Source organism: Paenibacillus harenae, assembly GCF_030812415.1.
GTDB classification, from domain to species: domain Bacteria; phylum Bacillota; class Bacilli; order Paenibacillales; family Paenibacillaceae; genus Pristimantibacillus; species Pristimantibacillus harenae_A.
In genome coordinates this window covers 502,572-519,530 of the sequence record NZ_JAUSST010000006.1, presented here as the reverse complement: position 1 = coordinate 519,530, position 16,959 = coordinate 502,572, and the positions used below count along the sequence as shown (strand labels likewise).

Annotated in this window: 17 protein-coding genes and 1 pseudogene; 6 read left to right on the top strand and 12 right to left on the bottom strand. The window is 52.1% G+C overall.

Annotation, left to right across the window (positions count from 1 at the left end; all coding sequences use genetic code 11):
* Window positions 1-28: 28 nt before the first annotated feature.
* From J2T14_RS23310 to J2T14_RS23300, 3 genes are all read right to left on the bottom strand, one after another.
* Window positions 29-1,048: a FecCD family ABC transporter permease gene (locus J2T14_RS23310; RefSeq protein WP_307474644.1), complete on the bottom strand. Its 1,020-nt coding sequence runs from the start codon at window positions 1,046-1,048 to the stop codon at window positions 29-31.
* 1 nt (window position 1,049) lies between these two features.
* On the bottom strand, window positions 1,050-2,054 hold the full coding sequence (locus J2T14_RS23305) for a FecCD family ABC transporter permease (protein WP_307474642.1): 1,005 nt from the start codon (window positions 2,052-2,054) through the stop codon (window positions 1,050-1,052).
* Window positions 2,055-2,191: 137 nt separating this feature from the next.
* Window positions 2,192-3,823: an AraC family transcriptional regulator gene (locus J2T14_RS23300; RefSeq protein WP_307474640.1), complete on the bottom strand. Its 1,632-nt coding sequence runs from the start codon at window positions 3,821-3,823 to the stop codon at window positions 2,192-2,194.
* Window positions 3,824-4,005: 182 nt separating this feature from the next.
* Here J2T14_RS23300 and J2T14_RS23295 point away from each other — a divergent pair, with 182 nt between their 5' ends.
* From J2T14_RS23295 to J2T14_RS23280, 4 genes are all read left to right on the top strand, one after another.
* Window positions 4,006-5,721 (top strand): GMC oxidoreductase, encoded by a 1,716-nt coding sequence (locus tag J2T14_RS23295; protein ID WP_307474638.1) that lies wholly within the window; start codon window positions 4,006-4,008, stop codon window positions 5,719-5,721.
* A 200-nt stretch (window positions 5,722-5,921) separates the two neighbouring features.
* The gene (locus J2T14_RS23290) at window positions 5,922-6,812 is read left to right on the top strand and encodes an SDR family oxidoreductase (protein WP_307474636.1); all 891 of its coding nucleotides are present in this window, start codon (window positions 5,922-5,924) and stop codon (window positions 6,810-6,812) included.
* A 42-nt stretch (window positions 6,813-6,854) separates the two neighbouring features.
* Entirely contained in the window at window positions 6,855-7,526 is a 672-nt protein-coding gene (locus J2T14_RS23285) for a ThuA domain-containing protein (RefSeq protein ID WP_307474634.1), read from the top strand.
* A 39-nt stretch (window positions 7,527-7,565) separates the two neighbouring features.
* Window positions 7,566-9,227, top strand: coding sequence for a GMC oxidoreductase (locus tag J2T14_RS23280; RefSeq protein ID WP_307474632.1), 1,662 nt, complete (start codon window positions 7,566-7,568; stop codon window positions 9,225-9,227).
* A gap of 69 nt (window positions 9,228-9,296) precedes the next feature.
* On the opposite strand, the gene J2T14_RS23275 is transcribed toward J2T14_RS23280, so the two are convergent.
* The 5 genes from J2T14_RS23275 to J2T14_RS23255 all read right to left on the bottom strand — a co-directional run bounded on the left by J2T14_RS23275 (window position 9,297) and on the right by J2T14_RS23255 (window position 14,399).
* Complete coding sequence (locus J2T14_RS23275; protein WP_307474630.1) at window positions 9,297-10,439, bottom strand: ABC transporter permease; 1,143 nt, start codon at window positions 10,437-10,439, stop codon at window positions 9,297-9,299.
* The gene (locus J2T14_RS23270; protein ID WP_307474628.1) at window positions 10,439-11,533 is read right to left on the bottom strand and encodes an ABC transporter permease; all 1,095 of its coding nucleotides are present in this window, start codon (window positions 11,531-11,533) and stop codon (window positions 10,439-10,441) included. The genes J2T14_RS23275 and J2T14_RS23270 overlap by 1 nt, the downstream gene beginning before the upstream one ends.
* Window positions 11,534-11,572: 39 nt before the next feature.
* A complete protein-coding gene (locus tag J2T14_RS23265; protein ID WP_307474625.1) occupies window positions 11,573-12,511 on the bottom strand; it encodes an ABC transporter ATP-binding protein in 939 nt (312 codons plus the stop codon).
* 122 nt (window positions 12,512-12,633) lie between these two features.
* Window positions 12,634-13,761 (bottom strand): histidine kinase, encoded by a 1,128-nt coding sequence (locus tag J2T14_RS23260; RefSeq protein WP_307474622.1) that lies wholly within the window; start codon window positions 13,759-13,761, stop codon window positions 12,634-12,636.
* Window positions 13,761-14,399 carry a response regulator transcription factor gene (locus J2T14_RS23255; RefSeq protein WP_307205880.1) on the bottom strand — a complete coding sequence of 213 codons (639 nt, stop codon included), beginning with the start codon at window positions 14,397-14,399 and terminating at the stop codon, window positions 13,761-13,763. Before J2T14_RS23255 ends, J2T14_RS23260 begins: the two co-directional genes overlap by 1 nt.
* A 184-nt stretch (window positions 14,400-14,583) precedes the next feature.
* On the opposite strand from J2T14_RS23255, the gene J2T14_RS23250 reads away from it, so the two are divergent.
* Window positions 14,584-14,742, top strand: a complete 159-nt coding sequence (locus J2T14_RS23250; RefSeq protein WP_307205882.1) for a hypothetical protein — start codon at window positions 14,584-14,586, stop codon at window positions 14,740-14,742.
* A 111-nt stretch (window positions 14,743-14,853) separates the two neighbouring features.
* On the opposite strand, the gene J2T14_RS23245 is transcribed toward J2T14_RS23250, so the two are convergent.
* The gene (locus J2T14_RS23245; RefSeq protein ID WP_307474620.1) at window positions 14,854-15,084 is read right to left on the bottom strand and encodes a substrate-binding domain-containing protein; all 231 of its coding nucleotides are present in this window, start codon (window positions 15,082-15,084) and stop codon (window positions 14,854-14,856) included.
* A complete protein-coding gene (locus J2T14_RS23240) occupies window positions 15,081-15,320 on the bottom strand; it encodes a hypothetical protein (RefSeq protein WP_307474618.1) in 240 nt (79 codons plus the stop codon). Before J2T14_RS23240 ends, J2T14_RS23245 begins: the two co-directional genes overlap by 4 nt.
* Window positions 15,321-15,350: 30 nt before the next feature.
* On the opposite strand from J2T14_RS23240, the gene J2T14_RS23235 reads away from it, so the two are divergent.
* Complete coding sequence (locus J2T14_RS23235; protein ID WP_307474616.1) at window positions 15,351-15,611, top strand: alpha-glucosidase C-terminal domain-containing protein; 261 nt, start codon at window positions 15,351-15,353, stop codon at window positions 15,609-15,611.
* Window positions 15,612-15,737: 126 nt separating this feature from the next.
* On the opposite strand, the pseudogene J2T14_RS23230 reads toward J2T14_RS23235, so the two are convergent.
* Window positions 15,738-15,911 (bottom strand): annotated as a pseudogene (locus J2T14_RS23230) (small acid-soluble spore protein H); the annotation flags it as partial.
* A 122-nt stretch (window positions 15,912-16,033) separates the two neighbouring features.
* A complete protein-coding gene (locus tag J2T14_RS23225) occupies window positions 16,034-16,732 on the bottom strand; it encodes an SDR family oxidoreductase (protein ID WP_307474614.1) in 699 nt (232 codons plus the stop codon).
* Window positions 16,733-16,959 lie beyond the last annotated feature (227 nt).

The following is a 16,959-nucleotide window of genomic DNA, read 5'->3' as shown; positions in this document are numbered from 1 at the left end:
TCCAATTCCATGATTAATCATTTACGATCTAAAATTTAATTTTAAACAACAGGTACAGAAAATACGGCCCGCCCACCAAAGCTACAACGACCCCCGCCGGTATGGCAACGGGTTGAAAAACAGACCGGCCGATCGTATCCGCCGTAACGAGTACGAGTAAACCGACAATTCCCGCGATCGGCAAAAAATAACGATGCTGCGGACCGGCGAGCCGTCTCGCTATATGCGGAGCGACTAATCCGATGAAGCCGATTCCCCCGGCCATCGCAACGCTCGCGCAAGACAAAGCTACCGCCGATGCAAGCAGTACGATGCGGTTTCTCGTTACGCGGCTGCCGATGCCCGCGGCGAGTTCGTCGCCAAGCGCGAAAACATCCAGTTTCTTCGATTGGCTGTAGATGAAAGGAGCCAGCAGCGCAATCCAAGGAAAAAGCGACCCTACATGAATCCATTCTCTTCCCCATACGCTCCCCGCCAGCCACCGGGAAGCGAACGAATAAATATCTTCATCAAGACGCAGTGACAAGAAGAGCGTCACCGCCCCGATTCCGGCTTCGATGGCAATGCCGACGAGAATTAGCCTAATCGGAGAAATGCCCCTATTACGGTCGTAGGACAGCAGGAAAATAAAGATTGCCGTCAAGACTCCGCCTGCGAAAGTGAACATCGGAATAAGCAATGCCGTCGGCCCTTCCATGGATCGAAAAAAAGAGACGAACACGATTAATCCGAACGCCGCCCCCGCATTAAGACCAAGTATACCGGGATCGGCAAGCGAGTTGCGGGATACCCCCTGAAGCACAGCACCCGCTACGCCTAAACCGATGCCTGCAAGAGCCGTTATAATAATTCGCGGCAGCCGGTATTCGAATAAGATCAGCTCCTGCTCCTCCGTGCCATTGCCGAGCAGCGTGCTTAAAACGTTCAAGGGGGACAGGCGAATCGATCCCGTATTCAAAGCAAAAACAACGACGCCGACAGCCGCGAGAAGCAGACATAAGGAAGCTGCGACCGCACGGCGCGCTCGGCTCTTCTCCAAGGACTCCATCTTACAGCTCCCTCCTTTCCTTGCGGGCAAGGTAAAGGAAGAAAGGAACGCCTACCATTGCAACCATGCCGCCAATCGCGAATTCGCGGGGCGGATTCACCATCCGTGAAGCGAAATCCGCCCATACTAGCAAAATAGCGCCAAGCAAAGCGGAGAACGGAATGCTTAACCGGTAGTCCACGCCGATTAACCGGCGCGCAATATGGGGAACGACGAGGCCGACGAAGCTGATTGCCCCCGCTACGGCCACGGATGAACCGGCCAAAACGACCGCCGCCGCCATCCCCAGAAGCCTGGTCCGTCCTACCCGAACGCCAAGGCTCGCGGCCGTAACGCTGCCCAAAGACATGGAGGTAATCGATCTTCCCATTCCAATGGCCCAAGCTATTCCAATGAATACGATAGGCGCCAACCATTTCAGATGCTCCCATCGTACCCCAGCGACGCCGCCCGCATACCAGAAAGCCAAATCCTGGCTGAGCTCGAAATAAATCGCTATGCCCGTGCTAAGCGCATGCAGAATCGAAGAAATGACCGCTCCCGCAATCGTGAGCTTAAGCGAGCCCATTCCGCCTCTCGTCGCTTTGCCGAGCAGCACGATCGCAGCTGTACTTAAGGCCGCTCCCAGGAACGATAAAAGCATGAGCTGCCCGTAAGTAAGATGAGGAAGCAGCGCGAAGCTTAACGCTACAGCGAATGCGGATCCCGCATTGATGCCAAGAATCCCCGTATCCGCCATTGGATTGCGTGTAACGCCCTGCATCAATGCCCCGGCCGCTGCAAAAGCCATACCCGTCAATACCGCTCCAAGCACTCGGGGCAATCGGTACACTTGCACGATCTGATGTGCCGTGTCGTCCTTATCGTATTGAAAGATCGCCGTCCACACCGATTGCAGCGTAAGCTCCTTGGCGCCGAAAGAGATGGCTGCGAACATGGATAACAGTAACGCCGCAAATGCAACCAAAAACCAAATAACTACGCGCCATCGTTGCCTATCATTCATCCGTTTCGCGATATTCTCCATTTCTAATCGATAATATTGATAATCATTATCACTGTATTATTATAACTTACCCTTCCTTATCGTCCATGACATATTCCAATCTCCGCTCATGGATAAATCAAAGATTCCGTATGAGATTACGAACGGCTCATCATTTCGGCTCCGGCAAGCAAACATGCAGCCTGTTCCAGCTGACGTTCGACCATCTGGGGAGCGTAAACAATCCATTGTTCCCAATCGACTAAAAAAACGTTGCCGCTCCGCACAGCCGAATGCTTCATCCAGCCCGGATCCGACCTCATCCACTGCCGCACCCGCTTGCGATCGTCGCTTGTCTCCACGGCGACGAATAAATAATCGGCTTCGTAATGTTCGATTTCATGCGGATCGATAGCCGTCCAATTAAATCCCATTCCGGCCGGATACAGATTGAGTTGTTCTTGAATCCTTACAGGTGGCTTTAGCTTGAGCGATCGATAAAAAACATGACCGATATTGCGGGCTCCGTACATGCGAAGCCCCATCGCTCTTGCCGAACAAACCGCAACGGTAGCACCGCCGAGTTCCCTCTGAAACTGAAGCCGCAGCTGCTCCGATTTTTCCTCATACCGCTCCAACCATTTATTCGCTTCCTCTGTCCGATGGACGAGCTCGGCAATCTCGAATAAATGAGAGTAAATATCTTTCGTATTCCATGGGATCGATACGATCGGAGCGATGTCGTTAATGTTTTCCAGCGCTTTCTGATAAACATTATCCTTGCACAATATCAGGTCCGGCTTTACATTCATGAAAGCCTCTCTGCTTATTTCCCATAGCTCTGACCTATGCCGCGGAAGAACCATCGCTTGCGACGCATGCGGCTGAATGCCCTGGAACTGCGCAGCGCAAGGCTGTATGCCAAGCGTAAGCAGATGATCCGTATAAGGATATGAAAGCGAGACGATGCGCAAATCCTTTTTTTGCATAAACAGGGTAGGCGAATAACCGCTCGTTTCCTTAAAGCGGCGGCTAAAATAAAACTCATCCCCATAACCGACATCGGAAGCGATGTCCCGGATCGTCTTATCGGTCTGCAGCATCATTTCTTTTGCTTTATTGACTCTCAAATGCGTAAGAAAAGAGACTGGCGTTTTGCCCAACCTACGTTTGAACAGTTGCGAGTAATAGGTCGGATGCAGCTCGGCGATTTCGGCGAGCTTGTCTACCCGAATCTCTTCGCGGTAATGGCTGTGCATATAGTGGATCGTCTGCTTCAGACGGTCCTCGATGTCGTTCATCGCGACCGGCGCAGCCTGCTGCAAAATCCCTCTAAGCAGATCGTATAAAAATTGCTGACCCATAAATCGGCTATGCGATTGTACACGCTTGCCTTCGGTGACCAGCAAATAAAAGTATCGTTTAAACTGACTTATGCTTGATCGTATCTGACCTTGGATCGGAAAATCGGTTTCCCTGCGAAAGACGCGTTCAGTGTCTCCTTGGTTCATTGAACGAAAAATATCGAAAGTCAACCAGTGCAGCTCCGATTGAGTTGAATGGCTTTTTTGCAGCTTTAAGCGCGTACCCGGAAGAAAGAGATGCATCGAATGGCGCTCTAGCTCGGCTTCCAACCCGTCAAGCCTCATTCCCACTTGTCCCTTGGCTATGAATAAAAGCGTATGATGCGCCAAGGGCCGGCTTTCATCCGACCATTCCGGCAACTCGTTATCTATTCGCGCTTCGAATAGCTCGAATATCGCATCGTTTAGAAATTGCTCCCCACCCAATCCGGCTGCACCCCTCTGCTTCATTTTACGCGATTAAGTCATCATAAGAATTATTTCCTTATTGTAGTCAATTCAGACTACCCCCGCAATCCCCTGCCACTGCTTGTTCAGGTATAAAAAGGCCGCTTCCAGCATTATTGTAACAATATGAATCGCGATTTGCGCGTTTAAGCCGGATGGGAGTGGTTGTATTGAAAATATGGGTTGCCAACAGGAATGAAACGCTTAGAACCATCGCAAATATAAACCAATTATCCCTTGACGAGCTTATGTTACTTAATCCCGATGTTGAGCACCCTGATCGGGACATTACCGGTAGACCGATCTATCTTCCTTCCATTACCGAATCCAATAGCGAAAGCCAACCGAGGGAGGAATTAGACAGCGGGCTTGCAGGACTTAGCGGACTCCCGGCTTGCCCGGTCGTACCGGGTCCGACTCTTAGCAATTGGATTCCTCTTACACCGATTGAACAGATGGCCGAGCAGGAATACGATGTTCTGATTATCGGCACCGGAGCCGGCGGAGGAGCTGTCCTTTGGAGATTATGCGAGCAATGGAAACGGGAAGGGAAACGGATTGGGATCATTGATAGGGGAGATCAGGTTATACCGACGCATGCACGCAATTTGGCCACGATGAACCAAGAGCGCCTCGTGGCTTATTTTAATTACTTATCCAACCCCTTGCCGGGCTCTATGCCCGAATATCCGGGCGCCAGGCAGCTATTTGCATTAGGAGGCAGAACGTTATTTTGGTATGCCTTTTCACCTCGTTTGAGCGAGTGGGATTTGGCTAGATGGCCTGTGCCCGTTGCTGAAATGGAAAGCTATTACGGCGTGGCGGAACAGGTTATGAATGTAACCGGATCTTTTGCCGAAGGCTCTTCGTTCACGGAAATTTTGCTGGAACGGTTGTGGATGCGCGGTTATTCCAAAGCGGCGCCCCTTCCGGTCGCTGCCGATATCGTACCTCAATCGTTCGGACAGTTGCATACCGATACGTTTACCAGCTCGATATCCCTGCTTGCCAGAGCACTGAATCAGAGGCCTTTCGATTTGGCCATCAACGCGCGCGCCGTTCAAATTCTCCATGAAGACGGAAATGTCAACGGCGTCAAGGTCGTTTCCCCCGATAGAACGGCTCACACCCTGAGGGCCAAAACCGTCGTGCTGAGCGCGAGCACCTTCGAAACGCCGCGTTTGCTGCTGTATTCGGGATTCCAACAACCGGCGCTGGGACATTATCTGACGAATCAATCCTTCGTGCAAGCGACGGGAAGCATAAGCACGGTCGACTTCCCATTCCCTTGGGGCCCCCTGAACATCATGATCCCGCAAAAACCGGAAACTCCGTACTCCGTGCTAATGACCGGCCCGGAAGCTTTCTATTGGTATCCCGTAACCTTGGAAAGACCGTTAACCGGCGAAACAACGGTCAACTTCTACGGTTACGGCAAAGTCGAACCTAGATACGAGAATCGGGTCACCCTGAATCCGTACAAAGTAGACGAGTACGGCATCCCTGAAATTCAGGTGCATTTTTCCTTGAACGAAAACGATTGGGACGTCGTTCGCCAAATGACGGCCGGGATCAGGCGCATTGCCAGAGATTCAGGCGTGCGTCTGGTTTCCCAAAACGGCAGGCCGCCCATCTGCATGACCCCTCTTGGAGATTTGCATCATGATTCGGGTACATGCCGAATCGGGGATGACCCCGCTACGTCAGTTGCCGATCCAAACGGGCAAATTCGCGGCGTCTCCGGCCTCTATGTGGCCGACAACAGCGCTTTGCCTTATATCGGAGCCGAAAATCAGACTTTGACAACGATTGCGCTCGCCATTCGAACGGCGGACCACATCGTTCGGCGTCATGGGAGTCCAACTGTTGTAGACTAACTCTTTTCAATTGCCGCCCGGTACAGTAAACGGCCCTCAGTGAACGATATGCGGTATTTGCCTAAGGCCGCCTCCGAATCGCCGCTTCATCGATATGCTTCTGCAGGCTAATCACATCCAACCGATTCCGAGCATAGTGTAAACGGTAATCGGCATTCGCCCATTCCGGGCAGACTCATTATCCCCAAGGGGGGCGGAAAATGCAAAAGAATTTCGGAAGCTATACGAAATGCGAGGAAATCCCAATAGCTCACCCGCCGCAGTATCAGCCGCAGCAGCCGGGCATCGAGTCTATCATGGTTCCACGACCGATATCCGAGAAACCTTCCTACACCGGGTCCGGCAAGCTGCTTGGCAAAGCGGCTATTATTACCGGCGGCGACAGCGGCATTGGAAGGGCCATAGCCTATGCCTTTGCCAAAGAAGGAGCGGATATCGCTATCGCTTATTATAACGAGCATGGCGATGCCAAAGAGACGCAGACCCGGGTGGAGCAATTAGGGCGGCGTTGTCTGACGATTGCCGGGGACATCGGCGACGAGGGCTTCTGCAAATCGGTAGTGGAGCAAACGATGCGCAGCTTCGGACGAATCGACACGGTCATCAACAATGCGGCTGTCCAAATTTATCAGACCAGTATCGAATGCATTACCCGAGAGCAACTGGAGTTGACGTTCAGAACGAATATATTTGCCATGTTTTATCTGGTCAAAGCGGCTCTCCCCTATTTAAAGCCCGGCAGTACGATCATTAATACGAGTTCCGAAACCGCGACGGAAGGATTTCGCGATCTGATCGATTATTCCGCTACCAAAGGCGCAATCAGCACTTTTACAAGGTCGTTGTCCCTGTCGCTCACCGCACGAGGAATCCGCGTCAATGCCGTTGCTCCCGGGACGACCTGGACGCCGCTTATTCCGGCATCGTTGCCGCCGAAATACTATATGTCCTCCGGCTACGACTCGCTCCTGAAACGAAGCGCGCAGCCGGCGGAACTGGCGCCGGCTTATGTATATTTGGCATCCGACGATTCCTCCTATGTCGTCGGTCAGGTCATCCATGTCAACGGGGGCTCTAGTTTCGGTTCTTAGATTTATTCGAGCGGTAAGGAGTGTCTGGAAAGGAAGAACTTTATGAAGAACAAAGCTTATGTCCGAAAGAAAGCTTTAATTATTCAAGGCGGTTACGAGCCTCATCATCCCCGCGAAGTGGCCGAGGTGCTCGCGGCGTTGCTGGTCCGGGAAAACTTCGAGGTCGAAATATCGGATACGCTCGGTATATTGGACGACCGGGAGAAGCTGATGCGAATGGATCTGATCGTTCCCGTATGGACGGTGGGATCGCTCACCCCCGCACAGCTGCGCAATCTCTTGGACGCGGTGAGCGGCGGAACCGGTCTTGCCGGGATGCACGGCGGCATGGGAGACGCTTTCCGCTGCGAGATCGAGTATATGCTGATGGTGGGCGGTCAATTCGTCGGTCATCCCGGAGGGGCCGGCATTACGTATGAGGTTCGCATTTGCAGCCGGGATAACCCGATCACGGCGGGCATCGGCAATTTTGTCGTCACAACCGAGCAGTATTATATGATTGTCGATCCGGCCAACGTCGTTCTGGCGGCCACCTGCTTCCCGCGCGCACACTTTCCGGAAGTTTGGAGACCCGTGTCTATGCCGGTCGTATGGATTAAGCAATACGGGAGAGGCCGGGTGTTCTTCAATGCTTTGGGGCACTCTCTCGATATCGTCGCCAGGCCGGAGGTGCTGACGCTTATGCAGCGGGGAATGGCTTGGGCGGCACGTTGACCGGGCCGGTCCCAAAGTCGTTCGAAAGGAAGTGATCTCTTGAGAATTTGTATTGCGAGCGACGGACATACTTTGCGAGCAATCGCGGACTTATACCAGATGCCGCTTGACGAAGTGACAGCACTCAATCCGCATATAGCAGAGCCTGACCGGAACATTGGCGGCAGCGCGGTAAATCTCCCCCCTCTGCATAGAGACAATAGGGAAAGGCTTTACATCCCCCCCGATTGCCAGCCAGCTCCTGAACCTGAAACCGGCTATCTCGACCAATGGATTCCGCTTACGCCGCTTGAAGACATGGAACGCACCGATTATGACGTCCTGATCGTCGGAACCGGCGCCGGAGGCAGCGCCGTACTCTGGCGGCTATGCGAGCAGCTCCGCGCCAAAGGCAAGCGGATCGGCATCGTGGATGCGGGCGGCCTTCTGCTGCCGACGCATGCCCAGAACCTCCCGACGATCAATGTGAAGCGTTACGTGCAGTTATTTACGAATCCCAAATTATCGATCCCGATCGGCAAGCGAATCCCGGACTTCCCTGCCGCGACACTGCTTCATGCGCTTGGAGGGAGAACCCTATTCTGGTCCGGCGTCTCACCGCGCATGCACCCTTCGGTCATTTCGCAGTGGCCGGTTTCGTTAAAGGAAATGAACTATTACTATAACATTGCCGAAGAAATTATGAAGATTTCCAGGGCGTATACGGAAGGCTCTGCGCTGACGCAGCAGCTTGTCAAACGTCTTCGGGAAGGCGGATATACCGAAGCTTCGGGCTTTCCGCTCGCTGCGGACACTTCCCCGACCCGTTACGGGCGCGTACAATCCAATGTTTTTTTCAGCGCCATGAATTTTTTCGGCTACTCCTTGAATCTTAGACCGTTCGATCTTGCCGTCAATGCGTATGCGACCAAAGTGCTGTCTCAGGGCGGAAAGGTTGCAGGAGTAGAAGTGAAATGCCGTAACCAAAGATCGTATTTTCTCCAGGCAAGGAATGTCGTCATTTCGGCAGGCGCGCTGGAAACGCCTCAGCTTCTGCTTCATTCCGGCATTCAAGGCGGCGCGGTCGGCCACTATTTGACCAACCATTCCTTTCTTATAGCGCACGGACTGATGGATAGGGAGAATTTTCCGGAGCAGATGGGTACGCTTGGCGTATTGATTCCCCAGACGGAAGGACAGCCTTTTCAAATTCAGCTTTACGGACCCGGTGAATATTTCTGGTACAGCTACGAGGAGCAGCCGCTGCGCAAAGATGTGGGCGTCCGATTCGAAGGCTTCGGAATCGTGGAATCGCGGTATGAAAATAGAGTATATTTGGACCCGAATCGGCTGAACGAATACGGCGTTCCGGAGATTCAGATCGACTTCTCCTACAGCGATAGAGACCGGGAAATCATAGAGGTGACGGCCCGGGCAATCGAGCGGGTATCCGATATCATTGAGGCGCCTCTGCTTACGGAGAATGGCCGTTCGGATCTGTGCCTTATGCCCGCGGGACAAGACAATCATGTATCCGGAACTTGCAGAATGAGCGTGAATCCCGCCTTGGGCGGTACGGACCCTTATGGCGAAGTATTCGGCATATCCGGCTTGTTCGTGGCCGATAATAGCGTTCTTCCCCCTATCGGCGCGTCCAATCCGACGCTTACGACGGTGGCACTGGCCATGCGTACCGCAGACTATTTGACGTTGCGGCTGTGATCCAGCGCTATCCGATCCAATTGCTAAACCCTTGACTTAAGTCGATGAATTCGACGATCGAGCTGGCCATTAAATAAACGAGTGCAACTCTTTGTTCCTTCCGAACTTGTAAGCGGCCGTCAGCGACAGGGCGAGCGCAAAGGCTAACAAGATGGCTAAGTTCAGCAGCACATCGGAGTCTCCCTGCTGCAGCCGGCTGACCGTGTCGAGCAGCCAGAACTGCGGGAGAAACTGGGCGATTTGCTGCATGAATGCCGGCATTGACGCGATCGGGAATAAGCAGCCGGCAAGCAGGCTGGTCGGAATGATGACCATCGTCTGAATGCCGTTCGCCGCCGCCCCGCTAGTAGAGAACGCCACGATTGTCAAAGACAAGCCAACCGCCACAAAGGAGAACAGTCCTAGCAGCAGGAACAGCTGCATGATCGGTATGCCGGACTCCATATGGAACAATCGGGTCATGACCGCCAGCGTCACAACAATTTGAATCAACATGACGAAGACGTTCACAATGACATTAGCCCCTACATAGGCACGGCCTGTGATCGGCGCGGCGAACAGTCGGAATAAGGTGCGATTTTCTTTCTCCTTCAGAATCATTGACGACAGATTGACGGCCGAGAACAACATGAGCATGACCAAGTAGCCTACGCTTTGCGACGATTGGCGATGCGAAACGGAGCGGTCCTCCACCTGATTGGTCGCAAGGTCAAATTCCGCATGAAGGAAGCTTTTGTACAGCTCGTCAAACTTTTCCTGATCACCGCCGGACGCACGGCCAATGGAGACCAAATTTCCGATGTAGGCATTCGCATACGTTTTGATATAGGGTGTTACCTGCGAGCCTTGAACAGAGGCTAAGGTGACGTTCGCCGGCCCGCTTGTGAGCAGACTATCTGCGAAACCGTTCGGCACAGTAAATGCGGTTTCTATCGCTCCCCTCCGTAAGAGGCCTTCTACCTCTTCCGCCTGAATCGCCTGCACTTCCACCTGTTCGAGCTTACCGATATACGTCACCAGATCTGCGGATACCTCCTCGCCGCTATCGAGATTAAGGACCCCGACCTTCAACGGAGGTTGATCGGCATTGCTATAGATGGATAAGGACAGCAGGATACCGAAGATCGGCAGACATAAGTACAACAACATCATTTTGTAGTTCTTGACCGTGTTCAGCGCCATTCGGCGAACGAGCCAATTCATCTCTTTCATTAAAGCCCCTCCCGTCTTCTCATAAGCACGATTGCCAGGGCGAGCAGCAGCACTGAGCACCCTATATTGAGCAGCATAGCCGGCGGAGCAGCCTCCAGTTTGCCCGCATAAATGATTTGCAGAATAGCGTCATTGGACCAGTGCAGCGGCGAATACGCGGAGAGGGCGTACATGAGACCCGAAGTCGCTTCGACCGGCGTATAAGCTCCTCCTACAAACGCCGCCACTTGAATGATCATCATCAGGACGCTGCCGGCTGCATTGCCCCTCAGGCAATAACCAACGGCGAGTCCGAGGCTGAGCGCCAATACGAGCTCGCTGAATAGGACCAGGAAAACAAGCCATAGATTCTCGCCCCAATTCGCGCCGAACATGTACTTGCTGAGCAACACGATAATGACGACGAAAATCGCATTTAGAACAAACGATCCGGCGATCTTGCCGGCAAAGATTTCACCCTTCGTAACCGGCGACGCCAATAGGCGAATAGCGGTATGCCCGCTTCTCTCCGTTTCGATGAGCTGCCCCGCCGTTAAGGCGCTATAGAGGATAATCATCGTTGTCACGGCCACGGCAAAATAGTCCAAGCTGCCAGGCTTGCTCCCCGTATCGACCGTCGTGTCGGCTACGTAATTGCCGTCTGCACCTGGAATGCCGCTCTCGATGAAAGTCAGCTTGTAACGATCCGTCAGCGGGGTCAACAACCCTTGAACGATGCCGTTCTCCATCGTCCTGCCGCTGTTGCCGTAATAGCTGATTCCTTCGCCTGCGACCCGTGCATAGCCCGTATACAGGCCGTTTTGCACATCCTTCTTCATGTCAGCTTCCGTACCGTCTGCTGCCTCCTCAAAGGTGATGCCGGAAGCTTCGCCTTCCAGAAGCAAAGATTCCCATTTTTCTTCTTCCGCCCCGCTAACCCCATCGAAGCTATAAATGACGCGTATCGGCTCAACCTTCACGGTTGCCTGAAAATTGCCGGACAGCGCCGTCCCCAAAATAAGCATCAGCAGAACGGGTGTCGCCAGCATGAACAGCAGCATTTTGACATCCCTGAGCACCTTCAATTCTTTCCCGGCGATCCGCAATAGATTCATTACTTCTGCCCCCTTCCTCTGTCGTCATAAACCGCTGCCCTATTCATCGCGCAGCGTGCGGCCGGTCAAGGTCAGAAACACCGTTTCGAGACTCGGCTCCTGCGCTTCGACGCCGCGAATTTCCACGCCGCTCGCCACGAGCAACTGGATGATTCTATTTAAATTATTGATCTCAACCGCGGAGCTGATATTGATCGACTGTTCCGCAGCTTCGACCGCGTTCACGCCAACGATGCTCTTCAACTGATCCAACGGGACACCTTCGGTCGAGCGAACGGCAATGCTGATGCTCTTCTGATTCGTAATAATCGCCTTCAGCTCGGCCTTCGTCCCTTCCGCAATGATCTTCCCATGATCGATAATCGCGATTCGCGAGCAGATTTCCTCGACTTCTTCCATGTAATGGCTCGTATAAATGATCGTACTGCCCATGCGATTCAGCTTCTTGACCGAGTTCAGGATATAGCTGCGCGATTGCGGATCGATCCCTACCGTCGGCTCATCCATGATGATCAGCTTCGGCTTGTGGGCAATCGCGCAGGCGATATTCAGCCTTCGCTTCATTCCCCCCGAGAAGTTCTTCGGGAAGCCCCCTTGCCGATCCTCAAGACCAACGAATTCCAGCGCTTCGACCACGCTTCGCTTCAGCTCCGCCCCTCGTAATCCGTATAACCCGGCGAAAAAGTGAACATTCTCATAGGCGGTCATATTTTCATAGATCGCCAAATCCTGCGGCACGAAGCCGATCGCCCCCTTCGCAAACCTGCCGTGCTTGGCGATATTCCGGCCCATGATCGTGATCTCGCCTTTCGTCGCGGAAAGCAAGGAGGCCGCGATCTGAATCGTCGTGCTTTTGCCTGCCCCGTTCGGTCCCAAGAAGCCGAATATTTCTCCCTCCTGCACCGACAGCGACAAATGATCCACGGCCGTATAGTCGCCGAATTTTTTCGTTAACTGATTGATTTCCAGTACATTCACCGTTGTTTCACCCTCCCGTTAACTCCGTTTCTTATGTTCTAATCGTACAAAAAAAGGACGTCCTTGCAGAAGTGCACAAGTTCATCCTTCTCCCCTGAGATTGTTCATGTCTTCTTTATCCTTCATGGGGTATACGGCATTAACGTCGTCACCGAAAAGCCACGCGATCCGTCGACGATGATCTTCCCGCCTACGGCCGCCGTCCTCTCTTCCATGCCAACGATGCCGATTCCCTTCACGATCTTCGTATGTCCCCGGCCGTTGTCGGCGACAGTAGCCTTGATTAGGGTGGGCAATACCTGCACATGAATCGACACGGCGGTAGCCTCGGCGTACTTCATCGTATTGGTGAGCGCCTCTTTCGTATTTTCCTGAATGATTCTCCAATGAATCGGGGTGATGAAATCGATATTCCCCTCATAGGAGAACGCCGTCCGGATCGGATGCTTGGCCGAAAACTCATCGACGAACAATTTCATCCGGTTGACGCCCATCTGTTCCGTTGGCGGCTTCATCCTCTTCAGATCGAACCGGATGCTCTCGATGCCTTCCTTCGAGATATGAATGGCATTGTCCAGCAGCAGCGACGACTTGTCCGGGTCGGTCCGGATTAGGCGCTTCGCCGCTTCCATCTGAATGAGCGCGCTGGTCATGGCATGTCCGATGTTATCATGGATGTCTTGGGACAACCGGTTGCGTTCCTCCAACTTAACCGTATATTCGCTTTGCCGCAGAAACTCATTGTTTTCCTGCAGCTTGACGTGCAGTCGTTCAAGCTCGCCGCGCATTCGTTCCAGCTCGGAACGCTGTCCGCGAAGCTTGCTGCCGTAACGATTTAGCACCATAAAGTAAATGAGCGCCACTGCCGCAATGAGCAGGTAGAGAAACATCAGGTCCCGAGGGATCAGTGCCAACGGGATCAGCATCAGAAGGAAAGAAGCTACCCCTCGTTTGCCTGCAACGACGGACGAGAGTTCGAACAGATGAGCCGGCAGCAGCAGAATCATCATCGGAAAATCCGGATATGAGGCGATAACGACTCCAATGGACAATACCGCAATGGCGGGACGAAGGCTCTCTTTTCGCAAAAGATAGAACAGCAGGTTCGTACAAAGATAGATTAATATGGCTAAAATAAACCAAGGCGTTACGCTTGATTCGGGTAATAGCGATTGGCCTGCCGCAAAAACGAGCAAAGCGGCTTTAAAGCCGATTTCAGGTAGCTCCGATGGCTCTCTTCGTTCGCTCATCAGGTCAATTCTCCGGTTAAATAGTAAATGGCGATTTGCGTGCGATGCGTGAGACCTGTTTTGCTTAATATCGAAGTAATGTGATTGGCGATCGTGCCCTCGGAAATGAAAATCTGTTTGGAAATTTCTTTGTTTGTCTTCCCCTTGGCGATCAGCGCCATGATATCCAATTCCCTCTCCGTGAAGAGGTTCTTGTCGATCACGGGGTGCCGGGTTCCTCCCGGAACCTCCGATTTCAACTTATCCAATACCGAGTCCTGAAGGACGTTATGGCCGTGGTACACCGTTCTAATGGCGTCGCAGATTCGCTCGGGATCGTTATTTTTCAGCAAATAGCCTTTGGCTCCGTATGTAATGGCATCTCTTATATATTCGTCATCGTCGAAAGTCGTTAAGATGAGCGGCCTTGCCGCTGTCCGCTCGGCGATCAACCGGGTCGCTTCCACTCCGTTCATCTCCGGCATCCGTACGTCCAGCAGAGCCACGTCGACCTCATGACGCTCGCAGTAGGATACCGCCTCCAGCCCGTTCTGAACCGTCGCCACGACCTCGAAGCCTTCGAACGTCGTTAAAATAATTTTCATTCCTTCGCGAATGAAGGAATTGTCGTCGGCTATTAGAACTTTAATATTCGGCATTAAGTCATCCCCTTCCATCCTCCCATTATTATGCTATAGGATGGCTGATAACGCTATAATCCTTGGGGATGTTTCAACTTGGCCGCAACGGTTTATTAATAATCAAGCGGACGTCGCTTGGGCTATCCGAAAGCAGATATCTTATCAGCAGTCGTTCGCAAATCCTAAGCAAAGAGGTGTCGTTATGAGTCAGACAAAAACTTCTTTTTACACGGGTGAGCAGGTCGATCAAGCAGGAGAATACATTTGCGAGGCAGGCAGGCGCACCGCACTGAAAGAAGGGGACAAATTCCCGTATTGTCCCGTGACCGGCCTCGATACGAATTGGTATTTGGCGAATTAATCGACTTTTCCGGTACGCTGCCATACGCACGCAAAGAACGGCCCGCAGGCATCTGGAATGCCTGCGGGCCGTATTCGTTCTACTTATGTTCGTCGATGCACCGAAATGGTATTACGAGCGTACGGACTGGCGCCAGACAATGGAGGCCCCTATCTTGACGGTGTCCCGGTTGACATTGCCTTTGATCAGCTCCAACAGCTCCTTGGCCGCCAGAAACCCGCTTTCGTAACGCGGAATTTTGATCGTGGTCAATCCCGCCAGCGCAGCCGCATCCGAATCGTCGAAGCCCGTAATGGAAATGTTATGCGGGACGGATATTTGATGCTCTTCGAAAGCTTTCATCGCTCCGACCGCCATATTATCGTGGCGCACACAAGCACTTCCGGATATTCATTGCTGAGGATCATCAGCTTGGCCGCTTGATAACCGCTCTTCTCGCGGTAATTCCCGTGATAGTAGTAAGTTTGATCAAAAGCGATTCCGTTCGCTTGAAGCGTGTCCGCGAAAGCGGAGAATCTCTCCGTATTGTCGAGCAAGCCTTGGCAGATGTCAGCTCCGTTTATTATTACTATAAACAACTTATCGCATTAAGAAAAAGCAATGAGGTCATGATATACGGTCAGTTCGAAACTTACTTGGATCAGCATGAGCAGATTTACGCGTATACAAGAACGCTCGGAGAAGAAAGCTGGCTGGTGCTTCTTAACATATCGGAGCAGCCTGCGGCCTGCAACATTGCCGACTGCGGCGCGGAGAAGCTGGGCGACATCGTCATCGGCAATAATGCCGATAGAACCAATCGGGAAACAATCATAGAGATGCTGCCTTACGAGGCAATTGTATATCGCGTATTAAAGCGAGGTTTATAAACCGCAAGCGGGACACCTTCGTTAAGGTGTCCCGCTTGCGGTTTTTTTGCACGTATTGCGGTACTAAGTATCGCTTTCAACCCTGCAGGCGACTTGCTCGACATCCATAGCCACTTGCGAAGAGGGTTCGGACAGGCTTCGCAAGGGAACTTCTTGTTCTTGCTCGGGTTGGCCGAGGGGATAGATTCTGGCTGTCTCATTCTCTTCATTCACATGCTGGATATAAATGCGAACCCCGTTGTATTCCACGTTCTCCATGGTCGGCGAAGCCGCAATTTCCCGAGCCCGTTGGACGTTCATCCTTCTAGCCTCCTCTGCTTCTTTTCATTACCAATTACATTGTGCGCGTATGAGGCGTGATCTATTCAGGCGTACAATTTTCAGTTGTACGCCGTTTTTTACTGTTTATTTCTAGTTTCCAATTAGGACAGATGTGGATATAACGCGGATACACCACCGGCAAAACCGCTTTGGATATTTCTGCTCACGTCATCGGCAACAATTTCATAGCTGTCGGCTTCTAATCCATCAATAGCAATTTTCGCGATATCCGCAGGATTGGACTTGGAAACTTCTAAGCCCGACGTCATGTCCGTCTCCATATAGCCCACATGCAATCCAGCTACTCTCACCTTCTGAGGATATAGATTTAAACGCAAGTCGTTCGTCAAAGCCCACTCTGCCGCCTTTGCAGCCGTATAACCACCAACAGCTCCCGAACTAAACCAAGATAATGCGGAAAGAATATTCAGAATCGATCCTCCACCGTTATTTGCCAGTATCGGTGCAAAAGCACGAACCATGGAAAGCGTGCCAAAGAAATGCGTATTAAACTCCAACTGTATTTGATCGAGATCACCGTCCAGCAAAGACGCGCCTGTAGACGATCCTGCGTTGTTGATCAAAAGCGTAACGTCCTTAGCTGCCAAAGCGGCTGCTGCTACCTCTTGAGGGTTTGTAATATCAAGCTTTACAGGTATTGCACCGGGAATGTCAATGGATTCCGGATTTCTTGAGCCGGCATAAACCTTAGCCCCTCTGGATAGAAGTTCAAGCGTAAGATAACGGCCAAGGCCTCGGTTCGCGCCGGTAACAAATGCGACTTGTTCTGAAATTTTCATTTTTTTTGCTCCTTTTATGATTTGATTTTGGTATAACAAAACGGGAAAACCGCACATGTAACGATTTAACGATTTTCTTAAGGAGGAGTTTTGGGAACAGGCAAGTCCGGTATACGGGAATGACCATTCTAGAAAACGCATAAGAATGAGCCATTCATGGAGAAACTTTGAGCAAGGCAAGACTTATATATGAGAACAATCATTCTAGAAACGGTATAAGCAATGAT

Coding starts and splice junctions, on each gene's coding strand:
- J2T14_RS23275 (WP_307474630.1), bottom strand. CDS start 10,439: ATGAAAGAGATGAATTGGCTCGTTCGCCGAATGGCGCTGAACACGGTC.
- J2T14_RS23305 (WP_307474642.1), bottom strand. CDS start 2,054: ATGAATGATAGGCAACGATGGCGCGTAGTTATTTGGTTTTTGGTTGCA.
- J2T14_RS23225 (WP_307474614.1), bottom strand. CDS start 16,732: ATGAAAATTTCAGAACAAGTCGCATTTGTTACCGGCGCGAACCGAGGC.
- J2T14_RS23310 (WP_307474644.1), bottom strand. CDS start 1,048: ATGGAGTCCTTGGAGAAGAGCCGAGCGCGCCGTGCGGTCGCAGCTTCC.
- J2T14_RS23235 (WP_307474616.1), top strand. CDS start 15,351: ATGATATACGGTCAGTTCGAAACTTACTTGGATCAGCATGAGCAGATT.
- J2T14_RS23250 (WP_307205882.1), top strand. CDS start 14,584: ATGAGTCAGACAAAAACTTCTTTTTACACGGGTGAGCAGGTCGATCAA.
- J2T14_RS23290 (WP_307474636.1), top strand. CDS start 5,922: ATGCAAAAGAATTTCGGAAGCTATACGAAATGCGAGGAAATCCCAATA.
- J2T14_RS23270 (WP_307474628.1), bottom strand. CDS start 11,533: ATGAATCTATTGCGGATCGCCGGGAAAGAATTGAAGGTGCTCAGGGAT.
- J2T14_RS23255 (WP_307205880.1), bottom strand. CDS start 14,399: ATGCCGAATATTAAAGTTCTAATAGCCGACGACAATTCCTTCATTCGC.
- J2T14_RS23245 (WP_307474620.1), bottom strand. CDS start 15,084: ATGAAAGCTTTCGAAGAGCATCAAATATCCGTCCCGCATAACATTTCC.
- J2T14_RS23285 (WP_307474634.1), top strand. CDS start 6,855: ATGAAGAACAAAGCTTATGTCCGAAAGAAAGCTTTAATTATTCAAGGC.
- J2T14_RS23260 (WP_307474622.1), bottom strand. CDS start 13,761: ATGAGCGAACGAAGAGAGCCATCGGAGCTACCTGAAATCGGCTTTAAA.